The organism is Mycobacterium kubicae (assembly GCF_015689175.1).
GTDB classification, from domain to species: Bacteria; Actinomycetota; Actinomycetes; order Mycobacteriales; family Mycobacteriaceae; genus Mycobacterium; species Mycobacterium kubicae.
Map to the genome: position 1 here is coordinate 5,279,254 of NZ_CP065047.1, position 15,312 is coordinate 5,294,565.

Annotated in this window: 14 protein-coding genes and 3 pseudogenes; 3 read left to right on the plus strand and 14 right to left on the minus strand. The window is 64.9% G+C overall.

Annotation, left to right across the window (positions count from 1 at the left end):
* Positions 1 to 42 precede the first annotated feature (42 nt).
* From I2456_RS24615 to I2456_RS24635, 5 genes are all read right to left on the minus strand, one after another.
* Positions 43 to 651 (minus strand): hypothetical protein, encoded by a 609-nt coding sequence (locus tag I2456_RS24615; protein ID WP_033717261.1) that lies wholly within the window; start codon positions 649 to 651, stop codon positions 43 to 45.
* 188 nt (positions 652 to 839) lie between these two features.
* Positions 840 to 1,004: a hypothetical protein gene (locus tag I2456_RS24620; RefSeq protein WP_007172126.1), complete on the minus strand. Its 165-nt coding sequence runs from the start codon at positions 1,002 to 1,004 to the stop codon at positions 840 to 842.
* Positions 1,005 to 1,019: 15 nt separating this feature from the next.
* Positions 1,020 to 1,466: a transcription elongation factor NusA gene (locus I2456_RS24625; protein WP_007172125.1), complete on the minus strand. Its 447-nt coding sequence runs from the start codon at positions 1,464 to 1,466 to the stop codon at positions 1,020 to 1,022.
* A gap of 53 nt (positions 1,467 to 1,519) precedes the next feature.
* Positions 1,520 to 1,843 (minus strand): hypothetical protein, encoded by a 324-nt coding sequence (locus tag I2456_RS24630; protein ID WP_007172124.1) that lies wholly within the window; start codon positions 1,841 to 1,843, stop codon positions 1,520 to 1,522.
* A complete protein-coding gene (locus I2456_RS24635; protein WP_072501167.1) occupies positions 1,836 to 2,246 on the minus strand; it encodes a WhiB family transcriptional regulator in 411 nt (136 codons plus the stop codon). Before I2456_RS24635 ends, I2456_RS24630 begins: the two co-directional genes overlap by 8 nt.
* A gap of 333 nt (positions 2,247 to 2,579) precedes the next feature.
* Here I2456_RS24635 and I2456_RS24640 point away from each other — a divergent pair, with 333 nt between their 5' ends.
* Positions 2,580 to 3,251, plus strand: coding sequence for a helix-turn-helix transcriptional regulator (locus I2456_RS24640; RefSeq protein ID WP_007172122.1), 672 nt, complete (start codon positions 2,580 to 2,582; stop codon positions 3,249 to 3,251).
* On the opposite strand, the gene I2456_RS28995 is transcribed toward I2456_RS24640, so the two are convergent.
* The 5 genes from I2456_RS28995 to I2456_RS24665 all read right to left on the minus strand — a co-directional run bounded on the left by I2456_RS28995 (position 3,199) and on the right by I2456_RS24665 (position 8,393).
* The gene (locus tag I2456_RS28995; RefSeq protein WP_051445829.1) at positions 3,199 to 4,239 is read right to left on the minus strand and encodes a C40 family peptidase; all 1,041 of its coding nucleotides are present in this window, start codon (positions 4,237 to 4,239) and stop codon (positions 3,199 to 3,201) included. The two genes, I2456_RS24640 and I2456_RS28995, sit on opposite strands and share 53 nt — an antisense overlap.
* A 59-nt stretch (positions 4,240 to 4,298) precedes the next feature.
* Positions 4,299 to 5,381 carry a hypothetical protein gene (locus I2456_RS24650; protein WP_075630248.1) on the minus strand — a complete coding sequence of 361 codons (1,083 nt, stop codon included), beginning with the start codon at positions 5,379 to 5,381 and terminating at the stop codon, positions 4,299 to 4,301.
* Positions 5,382 to 5,656: 275 nt separating this feature from the next.
* Complete coding sequence (locus tag I2456_RS24655) at positions 5,657 to 6,547, minus strand: ParB/RepB/Spo0J family partition protein (RefSeq protein ID WP_007172119.1); 891 nt, start codon at positions 6,545 to 6,547, stop codon at positions 5,657 to 5,659.
* Positions 6,547 to 7,263 carry a ParA family protein gene (locus I2456_RS24660; protein WP_007172118.1) on the minus strand — a complete coding sequence of 239 codons (717 nt, stop codon included), beginning with the start codon at positions 7,261 to 7,263 and terminating at the stop codon, positions 6,547 to 6,549. Before I2456_RS24660 ends, I2456_RS24655 begins: the two co-directional genes overlap by 1 nt.
* A gap of 587 nt (positions 7,264 to 7,850) precedes the next feature.
* The gene (locus I2456_RS24665; protein WP_174814220.1) at positions 7,851 to 8,393 is read right to left on the minus strand and encodes a hypothetical protein; all 543 of its coding nucleotides are present in this window, start codon (positions 8,391 to 8,393) and stop codon (positions 7,851 to 7,853) included.
* A 994-nt stretch (positions 8,394 to 9,387) separates the two neighbouring features.
* Between I2456_RS24665 and I2456_RS28790 the strand changes: the two are divergent.
* Both I2456_RS28790 and I2456_RS28795 read left to right on the plus strand, forming a co-directional pair.
* Positions 9,388 to 9,519: pseudogene (locus I2456_RS28790) on the plus strand (tyrosine-type recombinase/integrase); the annotation flags it as partial.
* A gap of 114 nt (positions 9,520 to 9,633) precedes the next feature.
* Positions 9,634 to 10,323, plus strand: a complete 690-nt coding sequence (locus I2456_RS28795; RefSeq protein WP_231588713.1) for a tyrosine-type recombinase/integrase — start codon at positions 9,634 to 9,636, stop codon at positions 10,321 to 10,323.
* 352 nt (positions 10,324 to 10,675) lie between these two features.
* Here I2456_RS28795 and I2456_RS24675 read toward each other — a convergent pair.
* From I2456_RS24675 to I2456_RS24690, 4 genes and pseudogenes are all read right to left on the minus strand, one after another.
* Positions 10,676 to 10,894: pseudogene (locus I2456_RS24675) on the minus strand (transposase); the annotation flags it as partial.
* A gap of 46 nt (positions 10,895 to 10,940) precedes the next feature.
* Positions 10,941 to 12,884: a tyrosine-type recombinase/integrase gene (locus tag I2456_RS24680; protein ID WP_007172497.1), complete on the minus strand. Its 1,944-nt coding sequence runs from the start codon at positions 12,882 to 12,884 to the stop codon at positions 10,941 to 10,943.
* Positions 12,881 to 13,930, minus strand: a complete 1,050-nt coding sequence (locus tag I2456_RS24685) for a tyrosine-type recombinase/integrase (RefSeq protein WP_007172498.1) — start codon at positions 13,928 to 13,930, stop codon at positions 12,881 to 12,883. Before I2456_RS24685 ends, I2456_RS24680 begins: the two co-directional genes overlap by 4 nt.
* 116 nt (positions 13,931 to 14,046) lie before the next feature.
* Positions 14,047 to 15,060: pseudogene (locus I2456_RS24690) on the minus strand (IS256 family transposase); the annotation flags it as partial.
* Between the last annotated feature and the right edge of the window lie 252 nt (positions 15,061 to 15,312).

A 15,312-nucleotide genomic window follows, 5' to 3' on the forward strand; every position in this document is an offset into this window, starting at 1 on the left:
CGGTGGGCTGATCGGCCTCATCGAACAGTGAGGGCTGGGCGTTTACCGCTCGGGTATGCCGTCGTCGCGCAGATCGGTGTAGACCATCTGAGCCAGCGTGCTCGTGAGCGGATCGTCCGGGCCGCTCGGTAGGGGCAGGCCATCCTCGGCCCGGGCGGCTAGCAGGTATCCGGCCTTGATCCGAAACACCGCCGAGTAATTCGGGTCCGGCCACAGATCCGCGATCAGCGCCTCGATGTTCTGGCTGGGGTCGCTGCGATACTGGGGCCGGGTCCAGCGTTGATCCCAGGGCACCTGACTGCGATCGGGCGCTGGGTCGTTGTGCTCCCCCCACAGGTTGCTGGGCTGGCCGTCCTCGGTCGGGATCTGCTCGTAGAGCTCGTTGTTGAGCACGATCTCCATCGCCTGGCTGCGTGCGGTGTTCAGCATCCCTGCCTTGGTCAGGTAATCCGGATGCTCGCCGCGGCTGCGGGTCCACGCCCCTACCGCCTGGGCGCCCATCTCGGCCGCCAGCTCGGCGACCTGGTAGCTGATCCTGGCCGCCTGGCTGTCCAGGAATGTCTCGCGTTGGGCTGGGCTCCACTGCGGGGGCAGCTCGAGCGGGCCCGCGTAGGCCTCCGCCACGATCTGGCGTATCTCTGGGCTCGTCACCACCACCGTCCCCGCCGAAGATGTCGAACAGACCCGGCTGGTGTGGATCTGGCCGCGTCCTCCGTGCCATATTGTGCGCTCCGATCGGCTCGAGTCGGGGTCGGGGTAACCGTGGTTAGCCATAAACTGGCGCAGCCGACGCTCAGCGACCCGTCTTCGTGCCGCAGCCGAGCGTGCATCGGGGGAGGTCATGTCGTTGTGCCGCAGTCGAATAATGTCGGGGTGAAGATCTTCCGGTTGGACCACGAGACCTCGGTACGCGCCGCGTAGGCGCCGCTTTGCGATGTGGCAGATAGGATTTCGACTCGGTCCCAGTCGCGCAGCTCGATGTCATACAGGGTGTTTGCGCTCATTGGGTTGCCTTTCGGTTACTGGGATCGGGGGCAACTGCCTGGTGGTGCAACCATGGGGGCACGATTTGCGCCAGTGGCGGTGCGGATGTGAATGCTGCAGGAGGTCAGCTGCCGGACAAGGCGCAAGTTGTGACCAACCTTGCCTAGTGCGCGCGCATAGTCATCGGGGTTGACGTAAACGCGGATGCGGCGCTGTTCAGGGTTGATGACTTCGGCGATCGCAGACTTGATTCCCAGTGCGTTGATCACGTACCTGGCAGTGTCGCTGTCGTAGGCGATGATGCTGACATGTTCGCCGCAGAGGCGCTTTTCGACGTCGGCGATACGCAGGCCGCCCCACCCGATACAGACGGCGACCGCGTTGATCCCGCGAACACGTGATCGGACCGCGACTTTAGCCAACAGTCCGGGCTCGCGTGCGACCGCAATGATTTCGACGGAGCCGTTGGCCAGTTCGGGCACCCGAGCTGTCAGCGCCGCTCGAACGGGACATGTGATCATCGGATGGCGCCCTTTCAACGTGGCGCCGGCTGGCCGTCCGAGGCGCTGAAAGCGGCTTCCAGGGCGGCGATTTCGCGGTCGGCGGGGTTGGCGGCCGCCGTCCAGGTGACCTCGCGGCCTTCACGGCCACCGCGGGTCAGCAGGCCTTGACGCTCAAGGCCGCACAGCACCCGGTAGATCTGCTCGTGGATCGGGGCGCAGGATATCGCGACCCCCGCGACCGGCACGTCAGGCGCGTGCAGGCGCAACTGTGCCGTCGTGAGGGGCCGTTGCGCGATGCGGAGTTGGGCGAGCAGGTCGTCGCGCAGGACGCGGGTGGCTGCGCTGCTGCTAGGCACTGGCCTTCTCCCTTAGCGTCGCACTTGCCCTGGACGCGGGTTTAGCCGCTTGTCGGCGGCGCAGGTCGCGCTGGGTGGCCGCGAAGTGCACGGCCTGACGGATTTGCAGGGACCGCAGCCGTAGCGCTGGGGGTTGGTTTCGGTAGCGGGCGATGACCTCGCGTAATTGCGCTCGAGCGGCCTTGAGGGCGGCGACGTCACGGGCGCCGGGCATGGCCACGCTCGCCCACACCCCATCGGTAGCGCCAAATCTGAGGGCGTTCTGGGCGCAGGCGACGATGATGGGGCAGTTGGTGCAGATCGCTGCCGACTCTCGCTCCCCGCTATATCCCCTGAACCAGGTGTCGGGGTCTTCGTACTCGCACAGGCCGGTGTCGGCTCGCAAGGGTCGGATGGTGGTCACGGCGCTCTCCATTCCTAATTATACCTGTGCATCATATTGTGTATGTTGTGTACTGACTACGTTTATAGCTGCTCATGCGCTGATAGGCAACATCAGTGCAGATGAAGGTTTCGGCAGAGTAAGTCGACACAGTTCAAGGGCGTACAGCGTATTGGCACCCCTGCGCATCTGCTGCGCGAAACCATGCTTTTCTGCCTTAAACAGGCTATTTCTGTGCATCTCTCGCGTGGCACATCTGTTGGGATCCCGTGTCCGACCGTGGCTGAACGTGGTCAACTTCTATAGTTAACTTGCAAGTATCCGAGAGGTCGTCGGTCGACGACGGCGGCGACGATGGCGAAGGACACGGTGAGCACCAAGGCGACTCCACCTGGCGAGAGCCCGCTAGAGCGGGTCGGCAAGGCCGTTGCCGACCGCCGAGTCGAAGTTGGGCTGGAAACGCAGCGAGAGCTAGCTGACGCGGCGAATGTGTCGCTGAACACGGCCGCGTTGCTTGAGCGCGGCAAGTCATTTCCTCATCGGATCAACCGCGTGAAGTTCGAAGATGCCCTGCAGTGGCCGCGCGGCACCCTCGATGCGCTACGCCGCGGTGAGCCCATCCCGCAGACCCAACCGCGCCCGGCAGCGGCGCTCACGGCGCAGCCCTCGTTCGAGTCGGTGTCGACCGATCCGCGCACCACGTTGCAGGCCTTGGGAATCGCTAAGGCGATAGCGGCGATATCTGCGATATGCGCACAGATTCTGGTGCGCCACAGCAACAGTGCACAGGCGAAGGCAACGCTGCGCGACCTCGACGATCAACTGTTGCAGTTAGAGTCGCTCATTGTCGCGAGTCTGCCGCACGTGCGCGGAAAGTCGTTTAGCGAGACCATGTCGGCGCTGACCGAGCTGCACGAGTATCGCGACGTCATCCGCGACGCCGCCGGGGACGCGCAGGCCTCGACCGAAACTGCTACGCCATCGGCCGGCGCGCCACGTACGAGGCTGGCATCGGCGAAATCCTGACCGGCACACCGGATTGCTGGGCTTCTACGCACTGCGTTGGGCTGATGGCGAGCATGACGTGCCCTGCTTCGGGAAAGATCAGGTCTCCGGCTTCGACGTTTCCATGAGCTACCTTGGCGCCCTGGTGAATCTGGGTGTATGTGTCGGGACCCAAGGTGATGCCGGCCTGAGCGTAGGACCAGTGAACCAGGCCGGAGCAGTCAAATTGGTTGGGCCCCTTGGCCCCCCAGACATAGGGGCACCCCAAGCGGGTTAGTGCGGCTTTGACCGCGATGCGCGCTAATGGCCCTCCCCCAGCGATCGCGGCGTCGTGGTCACCGGCGAGTTCGGGGTTGGTGTGGTGGTGGTTTCGGGTAAGCCCGGACAGGGCGGTGTCGAGGCCGGGGATAGAAAGTGGGCTGCCCACTCCCCCGCCGGCGGCGCCCAGGCCGCCCATCGGCATGCCACCGGTCATGGCGCCGGCGCCCATCGGCATCGCGCCCATCCCTGCGCCGTAGCCGCCGGCACCTCGCCCGATCAACGCCGCCAGCTCCATATTGCGCCGCTCACAGATGCGCAACAGGGCCTTGGCCCGATCCAGCTGGCTTTGCAAATGCGTCACCAATTCCCGCTTGCCTGCCGGGGTTCCGGTGGCAGGAGCGATCGCGGCCACCCCCGAACGGGTATCGGTGATCACCCCATCCATGCCCCCGCCACCCGCGGCAGCAGCCTCTCCCACGCCGGTCAGCGGCGGGCCGGTCCCCGCGTCGGCGGCGATGGTGTGATCCAGGGAAAATAGCTGCCCAGTGTTGGCAACGCCGTACCCGGTGGCCGCCGCACCACCCCAGCCTGCGGCGGCGGCCTGTCCCGCGCCTGCCACAACCTGGCGACCCGTCACCAGTCCCGACGTTGATGACCAACCCCCGTTAATCATCGGCGCCGCCCCGAAAAGCCTGCGCGCATCGCCCAATACACGGCCAGCCTCAGCCACCACCTCATCGAGCGACATACCCGGCAGTATCACCTAAACCGCGCCCACGCGGCTATCACCAGCACCAACTTCGCCGCTCAGTAACCCTTCGGCGGTCGTGTGGGATCGGCCTGCTGGATGTTGGCTGCCAGATTCGACGCGTCAGCTGCGACGCAATAGCGGCCGCGGGCGTAGTTGATGAACGCGCACGCTTCGGATACGTCGTCGAATCGGCTACTTGCTGTGCCCGGCTGGTGATACTGCCGGAACGTTGCACCGGTGAATTGGAACGACCCTCCGCTGGGATCTCCCCTCTGCGCGTTGGCATCGGTGTGGTTTATGGCGTCGTTGCGGTATCCGGATTCACGTTTAGCCACCAGCATCATCCCGGCTTCCCACCGGGCACGTGCTACGGGATCATGAACGCCTTCGATGTCGAGGGCTTTGCGGATCGCCGCGCGGACGCGGTCGGCCCCTGGACCTGCGGGCTCGGCGGCCAGGTTCAATCCCTGATCCGGCTCGGGGTTGGTGTGGTGGTGGTTTCGGGTAAGCCCGGACAGGGCGGTGTCGAGGCCGGGGATAGAAAGTGGGCTGCCCACTCCCCCGCCGGCGGCGCCCAGGCCGCCCATCGGCATGCCACCGGTCATGGCGCCGGCGCCCATCGGCATCGCGCCCATCCCTGCGCCGTAGCCGCCGGCACCTCGCCCGATCAACGCCGCCAGCTCCATATTGCGCCGCTCACAGATGCGCAACAGGGCCTTGGCCCGATCCAGCTGGCTTTGCAAATGCGTCACCAATTCCCGCTTGCCTGCCGGGGTTCCGGTGGCAGGAGCGATCGCGGCCACCCCCGAACGGGTATCGGTGATCACCCCATCCATGCCCCCGCCACCCGCGGCAGCAGCCTCTCCCACGCCGGTCAGCGGCGGGCCGGTCCCCGCGTCGGCGGCGATGGTGTGATCCAGGGAAAATAGCTGCCCAGTGTTGGCAACGCCGTACCCGGTGGCCGCCGCACCACCCCAGCCTGCGGCGGCGGCCTGTCCCGCGCCTGCCACAACCTGGCGACCCGTCACCAGTCCCGACGTTGATGACCAACCCCCGTTAATCATCGGCGCCGCCCCGAAAAGCCTGCGCGCATCGCCCAATACACGGCCAGCCTCAGCCACCACCTCATCGAGCGACATACCCGGCAGTATCACCTAAACCGCGCCCACGCGGCTATCACCAGCACCAACTTCGCCGCTCACGCCTCCCAGCGCTCCCAGCTGTGAGCGTTGCCGTGGGGTGCGTTTGGCTTTCGGCTCGCCGGTGTTGACGCCGACAACCACCACCTGCGATATCGAACGGTGCCACCGAAACCGCTTGACGCCCAACATAATTGAGTGTGGCTGAGCGTGCAGTATGCCACGCCACCTCGATGGATGGGTCAGCTTTCCACGGAAAACTGACCCTCGCGATGCTATGTGAGCAACTTCCTGAGCTGGCCGACCAGTGTCCTGGCTCCTTTATCGCCAAGTTGATCGCGCAACGCTATCGCCAGGGCGCGTGGATCCGCGTCGAACTTTCGAAGCGCCCGCGTCACCGAGCGCAGCGGCGGCGCCGTTGGTTCGTCTCGTGCCGCCGAATCCGAATTGCCGTCTTCGGTTTCATTGGCGGTGTTGGCCCCTTCACTGCGCCGGCCGCGAGCGGCCTTCCACCGGGCCACCTGCTGTGCGAGCGGAACCTGGGCAAGTGAACGCGCTTCGCGAATCGCCAGATCGCCCCTGCGGGTGGCTTCCTGAAGATCGGGTGCCAGTTTGAGTAGCGCGCGCCGATGTGACACCCACGTCTTGCTCTTACGAAGATGTTCGGCCGCGGCGTCAGCGCTGCCGTACTCCCCCACTAGCCTCTCGACAGCTTTGGCTTCCTCGATCACGTCGAATCCCGAGCGGTCGACGTTCTCGGAGATTACAGCCGTGAGCAGCGTTGCGCGATCATTGGCGAGTTCGTCTTTGATCACGATGTCGAGCTCGGGTCGGCCGAACTTGTGCGCGGCGGCCAACCGCCGGTTGCCGATGATTACTACCCACCGCGCCGAAATCGTGGTCTCGGGGTAGATGTTTTGAAATGCTCCTCGGGTGACAACAACTACGGGCTGTAGTTGGAAGTCAACGATGGAGGCCAACTCGTCGAGGTCACCGACCGAATCGCGCGGGTTGTGTGGGTTGCCGACCAGGTCTCGTAGAGCCACCGACCGCGACAGGCCCGACCGTGGGGCGACGACGGGAATCTTCGCGTTTCCGTCAACAGATGAGTTGTCGCCAACAGCATCGACGAGATCATCGAATGTCTTGACACCACCGCGCCCCATTACCGGACTCCTACCATGTTCAGTTCGTCGGCGAGCTTGTAGAAGTCAGCCGCCGCGTTGGCCGCCGAGCCACTCTTCTTGTACTGGGTGACCACGACGCCCTCGCTGCAGGCATTCGTGTGAATCTTGTAGTGCCGCACTACCGTCTCGGCTAAGGGCCATCCCTGTCCGCGAATGAACTTCTGCGTTTGCTTTAACCAGTGTTCGCCATCGCGCGGGTCCCAATCATTGATGAAGACCCGGTAGGGGATGTTGCGCGGTTCGAGAAGCTTACGGATCGTGCGCGCGGTTGGGTCGAAGCACATCGGCGCCGGCAGCACCGGGACGATCGCTTCGGCGGTGACGTCGAGGACGGTCCGCAGTGCATCGGCGGAGTATCCGTCACCTAGACCATCTCGAGAGGAGTCCGCGTCGAGGTCGAACCAGCCGGCGGTATCGACGTAGACCTCGACAATACCGGGCAGGTTGTTGAGCTGCTGCAGCCATTCGAGGGGATCGTCGTGCGCTTGGACAAGATGGAAGGGGAGTGCGTCGACCCGGTTGGCCCACCATTTTGCCGACCCCTGCGGGTCTATCGAGACCGCAGCCACCGGCGAGAACGCGTCGGGCTCGAGATATGCGGTCAGTTTTTGGGCTCGTACGGCGGCCAGATTGACGGTCGCGGTGCTCTTGCCGACACCGCCTTTTTGGTTCAAAACAGTGACAACTTTAGTCATGGGGAGAAGACCTTGGTGCGCTTGGGCCGCGGCTGCGGCCCACTCCGGGAACCGGCCGCCAGGAAATACGTCGCTGACCGAACGACCGCCCCTCAGACACGCTGAATTGTGCATTACATCTCGCCAGTTTTCCGCGGAAAACTGCCCAGATCCAACCGGAGATCGCATGCCGTCTTTCGCGCCTTCCCGGTCCGTCAATCACATCAGCGAGTCCATGACTTGCGTCGATTGACGAGCGACAGGCCAGTTTTCCGCGGAAAACTGGACATGCCGGGCTCAGATCATCACCCCAAAAGTCACGCGATTCCGCCGCGGCAGTGAGTTGTGCGCGCGCCTCATCGACTCGCCGCTCCCGATGGCATCCGGCCACATCATGACGTTGGCCGGCAGCCGCCGCCGAGAGGGTGACCACTTCCTCGGGCACTCGTGGATCGGGGCGTTGATTGCGCCGGGGCCCCGCACGACGTAGGAGTCGAACCGGCGGCATCCGCTGGCATGCACAACCGGGTCCACCCACAAAGCGCCCCCATAGTCGTTCGCACGTGCACCGACGCTTGACGACCTCACCGACACCGTCGGTCGACGGTTCACGGCGCACCAGCACCTAGTGCTTGTGCCGCCACGTTGTTGGGCACGCCACCGCCGACCTCTCGCGCGGCGGCGTCTACCGAACCTAGTGCTTGCGCCGCGGCGTCGGTGGCTGCGCCACCGCCGGCTTCCGGCACCGCGCCCTCTCCTGCGCCCCGCGCCGCGCTGCCTTCCGCGCCTAGTGCATCCGCGCGTGGCGCTGCCTGCGCGTCGGCAGACTTCAACACCGCGCGCACCTCACCGACTTTGACTCCCGCCAGTTCAGCGATCGCAGTGAGGCTTTCACCACGGCCTTGCATCCGGGCCACCGCTGTCGCGCCAGCCTGGCGGTGTTCGTGACGGCGCCGCTCCCCCTCTGCGCGTATCTCGAGGATACGGTTGCGCTCCCACTCGTCGACGGCGACCAGCCGCCCAATCTCGACGAGAAACGACGCAGCGTCATCGACATTTTGACGCTCACGCTCCAGACGTGCCTCGTTGGCCTTATGCTGCGCCTCCCGGACACGCTTGCGCGCCGCCGATTTCGAATTGATGTTCACCACGTGGGAACCATAGGACACACCCATCGTCGCGCTCTACCAACCTGACCAACATCATCTGTGTCCCCATTTGTCCGCACCCACTGTCGCCAAATCAACTGCCCACCAATGCAACACATCCGCACCGATCCGCACCACTCACCACAACCACCTGTCCGATCCGGGAAACGGTCGGGTGCGCTCGTTCACGCGCTACGACACACTTATGCCAACGAGACCCGTACCACAGCAGCCTGAAACCCGCTATCTGCACTGGTCGGCACGCGGTGGTTTCGCTTGGTGTGCGATGGCGCTATATGACCAGCTCAGACACCCCTTCTGGACCTCAACCAGAAGGGCTTGACCGCTCTCCTAAAGCCGGTCTCGCAGATTCGACCCCCTGACCGCACTCGACGGTGCATTTCCGATCGAATGTCGCACTGCTGGTAGCGGGAATCGAGAACTATGCCTCATGATCTCGGTATGACCTGCCGGCCAGTACCAACGGCGGGAGACGGGGTTGGAGACGATGACTATAGAAAATGCGTCGGTCATGCTCACCGCTCATGAAGTTCGAGCAATGACCGGAGTTCCGGTCTCAACGCTGCATGATTGGGCGGCCAGGCGGGAACGTGGGATTGATGCGCCTGGTCCACATCACCTCAGGCTTAGCGATCGGCACCGTCGATGGTTACTGGATGACGTCAAAGATTGGCTGGAATCGACTCGGGTGTAGAGCGATTCGCCCTCACCCACGACTTAGCACAACCGCAAATTTTGAGCTAACGATCAAGCTTGCACACGCTCACTGCTGGCTGCAGGCACTGATCCTCAATTCCCCCAACGTCATTCCGGAGGAATCTTGGCCATAAAGCGCCGCGAGACGAAGGACGGCGTGCGTTATGACGTCCAATGGCGCCTACCGGATCGTTCGAAGCGCAAGAAGAGCTTCCGAACAGAGCGGGAGGCGCGCCAGTTCGAAGCAAGGCTCGTCACCGACAGCGCCGCGGGCGTCAGGGTGGACCCACGCGGCGGCAAAATCCTGCTCCGCAACGTCTATCGATCGTGGCTAGCCTCCCGACCCGACCTGAGCGCGAAAGTCCGCCGCGGATACGAAGACAACTGGAGGCTGCGTATCGAGCCACAGTTTGGTTCGTGGCCGATCGCAAGAATCGACCACGAGTCGATCCAACGATGGGTGAATGCCATGTCAGCGTCGGGTCTCGGACCGCGGACCGTGAGGTGGACGCACTCGGTCCTCAAGATGACCCTTGACCGCGCCGTCGAGGAAGACCAGCTCCTCGGCAAGAACCCCGCATCACGCACCAAATTCCCACCGATGCGGCAAGCCACACACGTCTATCTAACCGTCGGCGAAGTCGCAACACTTGCCCAAACATGCGGCGCTCAAGGTGACGTCGTCTTGCTCCTGGCTTACACAGGCCTACGATTCGGTGAACTCACCGGCCTCAATGTCGAGGATGTCGACCTGGGCGCTCGTCGAATCCGTGTTCGCCGGTCGATGACCCAAGTCGGCGGCAAACTCGTTGAAGGGAACCCGAAATCGCAAGCCGGCCGACGTTCTGTCCCAATCCCCGAGCGCTTGATGCCGGCACTTAAGGCGCGGCTCGACGCACGACCCTGTGGCGCGCCGGCGATCGCGTCGCCGAAGGGTTCCCGGCTGAGCCTGGAGAACTGGAAGCGTGCGGTCAACTGGCGGAAGTCTGTGACTGAGATCGGCCGGGACAACTTGCGTGTGCATGACCTACGGCATACCTACGCATCGCTGTCACGACGGGCCGGCGCCGACTTGCGACTCCTGCAAAAGGCAATGGGCCACGCATCAATCACCGTGACCGCACACACCTACGCGGATCTCTTCGACGACGAGCTTGACGACATCGCAACCGCGCTTGACTCGCTCGACGATACTTTTCGTGCGGGCCGCAGCTGATCCGGTTTGGCCCTGTTTCGTCCCATTTCTCAGGGATCGAGGTGGCGGCAAGGCTGTCTGGCAATCGCACGGGAAGGGAGACCCAATCGTTAGACCCCGGCCTCAAGCCAGGTTGGCGAGGCCGGGGCCATTCGACTAGAGCGCAGACCCGGAGGTCATCCCCAACGCTGGTCCCGAAGCCGTTTGTTTAACCGGCCGCATCGGAGCGCACTTCATCAAGTGTAAAGGACTCAAACCCAATTGAGCGGAGGCCACACGCCCCCGCTGAACACAGCCGACCCCGGGGTTATGCGACGGTCAAGTCCAGGGACGTGGTGTACGACGTCGTCGTGTGATTCTTCGACTTGGTGGTTTAGGCGGTCAGTGCCGCCGGGGTGTCCTCCTGTTCTGTTGATGGCGTGTGGTCGGCGCGGGATTTGCTGAGGACGTCGAGGCCGAGGTAGCGGCGGGATTCGGCCCATTCGTCGTGTTGTTCGGCCAGCACCGCGCCGACGAGGCGGATTAGGGCGTTGCGGTCGGGGAAGATTCCGACGACGTCGGTGCGCCGGCGGATTTCCTTGTTGAGTCGTTCTTTTATCCGGCCCTCGGGGGCGGGTCAACCCGTCGGGGTGGGATGTTCATCGATCGAGGCGCTGGAGGTGGTCGGTAAGGGCGTGGGCGACGCGGTCGTGGCGGGCGGCTTCGTCGGTCCAGCCGCGGCACTCGGCGTCGGTTCTGAGGGCCTGGACGTCGGCGAGTTGGTCGGTGAGCGTGTCGCGGAATTCGGGGGCGGTGACGTAGTTGTCGCAGGTTTCGCAGATGTTGGCATAAGGGCACGCGCCCGCGGATTCGTGGCGAGCGCAGTATCCGTGTGCAACGCGGGTTTTCAGCATTTCACTGTGCAGCCAGCCGACCTTGTCGGGCAGGATCGGTTTGCCGACCGGGGTGAGGGTGAACTGGCGGCGCATCTTGCCCATCGCTTCGTCGTAGGCCGCGCGCAGGGTGGGCGAGGCCAGGGTGGCGTAGCGGATCGTCATTTGTGGAGTGACGTGCCCGAGTAAGGACATCAAGGCCTGCAGACTCATCCCGGCGTTGGCGAGTTCGGTGGCCCAGGTGTGGCGCAACTGATGTGGAGTGACCATCAGGACGCCGCCGTCGGGACGGTGCAACCCGGCGGATTCAGCGGCGGTGAGCAGCCCGTTGCGCAGCCGGGTGTAGCCCAGGCGGCGTCCGTGCCGGGTGAACAGAAAGTCGGTGAGCACGCCGGTGCGTGGGTGCGGCAGCGGCCGGTGCGTGCCGCGGAGGGCGACCCACTCGTCGAGCGCGGCGAGGGTCGCGGCGGAGAGCGGGACCATGCGTTCGGTGGCGAGCTTGCCCAGTGGCACCTTCAGCCAGGTTCCGGCCGGTCCGTAGTCGATGATGCTGCCCAGTTCGAGGTCGAGCAGTTCCCCCGCCCGCAGGCCGGCACCACGCAGCACGGTCAGGCCGATGCGGGCGAACGGATCCTGCAGGTGGGCAACGGCGTTCATCACTGCCGCGTCCACATCGGGTGCTAGCGCGCGTGGCAACGGCTGGTCGAGTTTGGGGACGTCGGCGGCGAATACCAACCGCCGTGGTGGGGCCTGCGCCCAGCCCCAGGCGGTGATGTCGTCGAGCAGGTTGCGCAGACTGAGCACTGCCGACTGGGCCACCGCGGCCGAGACGGTGCGCCCGGCGCCCGCGGCGGCGCGCTGACCACGCCAGCCCCGGGTGCGATTCCATTTCAGGTAGCCCTCGATGCAGCTCCGGTCGAGTTCACGCAGGCTGATGACGTCGGGATGGTGAGCGGTGAGGTATTCGGCGAAGGGCAGCAGGTCGTTGATCAGCGACTCGACCGATTTGGGCCGCAGCACCGCCGCGCGCACGCCGATGTAGCGCAGCAACGTCTGACGGATCGGGTCGGGCATCTCCACCTCGGTGAAGCGCTGCTCGAGGCTACGGGCCCACCGCCGGCGTTTCGGCGCGGTGTCGATGACCGCGGTCTCGAACAACAGCTGCCGCAGGCTGGCCAGCCGCCCCCTGTATGCCCGCCGCGACGATGGCGGCACCACGGTACGTGACAGCGCGGCGTCGAAGTCGTCGAGCGCGTCGCCGGTCAGGTCGGCGACCATTCCGCCGTGGTGTGCCAGCACTACCGCCAGACATTCGCCGAGGACCGTCTCGACCCAGGAACTCCTCCAGCCCAACCGAATTCCCGCATTCCGCAACGCGGCGAATCCGCTCGGATCCCGGTCCTCCACTGCGCGGCCCAGCCCGGTCAACTGTTTGACCGCGGCCAGCTCGACGTCCAGCCGTAACCGGCCGGTGCCGATCGTGTGACAGATCAGCGGCCACGCCCCGGTGTCCCGTATCTCGGCGATCCGCTCGGCTGCCGGCAGCGTCATCCAGGCGTGCAGGTCGCGGTGGCGTGCGGTGAAGTCGCGAGCGATCCGAATCCGGTCGCGTACCGCCCGCCCGCTCAAACCCAGGGTGGCGACGTGGTCGAGATAATCCGCCACCACCTCGTCGGCGCCTACGGGTTGGCCGACCAACACCGTGGTCACTGCCGGGCTCCGGCCAACGTCGCACGAGCAGCACCGTATTCGGCGGCGAGCTGCTCGATCGACAAATGCACGTAGCGGGCCGTGGTCTCCGGCGAGACATGCCCCATCAACGCCCGCAACGCCAGCAGATCGATTCCGGCCGCCGACAATTCGGTGCCGTAGGTATGCCGTAAACGGTGCGGGCGGACTCTTGTGGCGCCAGAGGTCTCCCGGTGCCGACGGAACAGGCTGCGCAGCCCGGCCTCGCTGACCGGTGCACCGGTCGTCGGGCCGCGCAGCACTACGAAGCACTGCGGCGTCGCCAACCCCGGCGGCCGCTCCCATCGCAGGTAGGCGGCGAGCTCGGTGAAGAACGCCGCATCGACCGGGACATGACGTTCCTTGCCGCCCTTGCCGATCACCCGAAGCCGGCGCCGGCCCATATCGACGTCGGCGAGCAGCAGGCCACGCGCCTCGGCCGAACGCAGCCCTCCGAGTAGCATCACCAGCACCATCGCCCGGTCCCGGTGCGTTGCCAGTGTCGCCAGGAACGCGTCGACATCGTTGGTGGACAACGATTCCGGAAGACGCTGCGGCTGACGCACCAACCTACCGCCACTGCGTGCACGCCCGGGACCCAGATGACCGAGCAACCCCCGCTGCGACTGGCGCAGCCCCTGTCCCCGCCGCGGCGACGGCACCGGATTGTCGGTGCAGACACCGGTCATCACCAGATACTCGAATAACGCGCGCACTGCCGCGACCCGGCGGTTCACCGTCGAAGCTGCCGGCGGGGTCGACGAGCGGTGACCGCCGGTGGGCTGGTCCGTTCGGCGGACGCCTTGCCAGTCGATCCAGTCGAACACCAACGGCGCATCGACCGCGGCGAGCCCGACCGCTTGCTGGACGAGGAACCGGCTCAAATTGGCGACGTCGAATGCGTAGGCCCGCACCGTGGCCGCGCTGAACCCCCGTCCCGCCAAATGGTTGAGAAACGCGTTCACCGCGTCCTGCCCGTCCCAGTCGCCCTCCAGGACATATCCGCTGTCGCTCTTGAGTACCCGCATCGCCGCTCCGCCTTCCCCCACCGAGATGCAGACAGCATCCATCCGTGCTCAGCGCTTGTGCGTGAACCTCACGCTGCAGCCCGAACCGTGTCCCCGGAGAGCCGGTTAACGGATAGTGGGTTGTTGGACCAGATCTGCCGCCAAATTTGTTTGGGGAAGGCGGTGAAGGCGAGCAGGTCGGCGCGGGCGTCTTCGAGGTGGTCGGCGACCTTGGGGAGCTTGTCGGCCAGTGCGTCGATGATGCGGTCATATTGGGCTGCAACGGAACCGGCGTCAGGTTGATCGAAGACCGAATGCAGTAGTGTGCGTACCCACGGCCACGATGATTTCGGAGTGATGGCCATCAGGTTGGTGGCGTAGTGGGTGCGACACCGTTGCCACGATGCCCCAGGCAGGGTGGCGCCGATCGCGGCCACCAGACCGGCGTGGGCGTCGGAAGTGACCAGACGGACCCCTGATAGGCCGCGGGCGGTCAGCGACCGCAGGAAGGTCAGCCAGCCGGCCCCGTCCTCGGCGGTGGTGACGTCGATGCCCAGGATTTCGCGGTAGCCCTCGGCGTTGACCCCGGTGGCGATCAGCGCGTGCACGTTGACCACCCGGCCTGCTTCGCGAACCTTGAGCACCAGGGCGTCAGCAGCCATGAACGTGTACGGGCCTGCATCCAGTGGCCGGGTCCGGAACGCCTCGACCGCGGCGTCGAGCTCTTTGGCCATCACGCTGACCTGGGACTTCGACAAGCTGGTGATGCCCAGAGTCTCGACGAGTTTGTCCATCCGCCGCGTCGAAACGCCCAGCAGGTAGCAGGTAGCCACCACCGTGGTCAGGGCCCGCTCGGCGCGTTTGCGCCGTTCCAGCAGCCAGTCCGGGAAGTACGAACCTTGCCTTAGCTTGGGAATCGCCAGATCCAATGTGCCTGCGCGGGTGTCAAACTCGCGGTGCCGATACCCGTTGCGGGAATTGGTGCGCTCGCTGCTGCGCTGGCCGTAGCCGGCACCGCACACCGCGTCGGCTTCGGCGCCCATCAGGGCGTGAATGAAGGCGGCCAACAACTCGCGCAGCACATCAGGGTGCGTGGTGGTGAGTCGTTCGGCCAGCACGGCAGACAGGTCGATATCGTGGGCAATGGTCATCGCGTTGATTCCTTTGCTCGAGTGACTTTGGTCGGTCCCTCGAAGAATCACGCGATGACCTTCATTCATCCGGCTACGACACGCCGGTCATCACCGGCTCGTACACCACTCTGCTGGACGCAACTAGGTACTGGAATCGATAGCCTTTGGCACCGTGGTCTAGTACGGCCACCGGCGTAATTTAAGCGTCGCCGCCGGTTCCGCCATGCGACAGCGAAGCGTCGCGTGGCCATTGACGTCCGCGATAACAGC

Bases quoted from the DNA above. Each gene is read 5' to 3' on its own strand.
- I2456_RS24620 (WP_007172126.1), bottom strand. From the start codon at position 1,004: ATGAGCGCAAACACCCTGTATGACATCGAGCTGCGCGACTGGGACCGA.
- I2456_RS24650 (WP_075630248.1), bottom strand. From the start codon at position 5,381: ATGTCGCTCGATGAGGTGGTGGCTGAGGCTGGCCGTGTATTGGGCGAT.
- I2456_RS24655 (WP_007172119.1), bottom strand. From the start codon at position 6,547: ATGGGGCGCGGTGGTGTCAAGACATTCGATGATCTCGTCGATGCTGTT.
- I2456_RS24660 (WP_007172118.1), bottom strand. From the start codon at position 7,263: ATGACTAAAGTTGTCACTGTTTTGAACCAAAAAGGCGGTGTCGGCAAG.
- I2456_RS24685 (WP_007172498.1), bottom strand. From the start codon at position 13,930: ATGCGGGTACTCAAGAGCGACAGCGGATATGTCCTGGAGGGCGACTGG.
- I2456_RS28795 (WP_231588713.1), top strand. From the start codon at position 9,634: ATGACCCTTGACCGCGCCGTCGAGGAAGACCAGCTCCTCGGCAAGAAC.
- I2456_RS28995 (WP_051445829.1), bottom strand. From the start codon at position 4,239: ATGTCGCTCGATGAGGTGGTGGCTGAGGCTGGCCGTGTATTGGGCGAT.
- I2456_RS24640 (WP_007172122.1), top strand. From the start codon at position 2,580: ATGGCGAAGGACACGGTGAGCACCAAGGCGACTCCACCTGGCGAGAGC.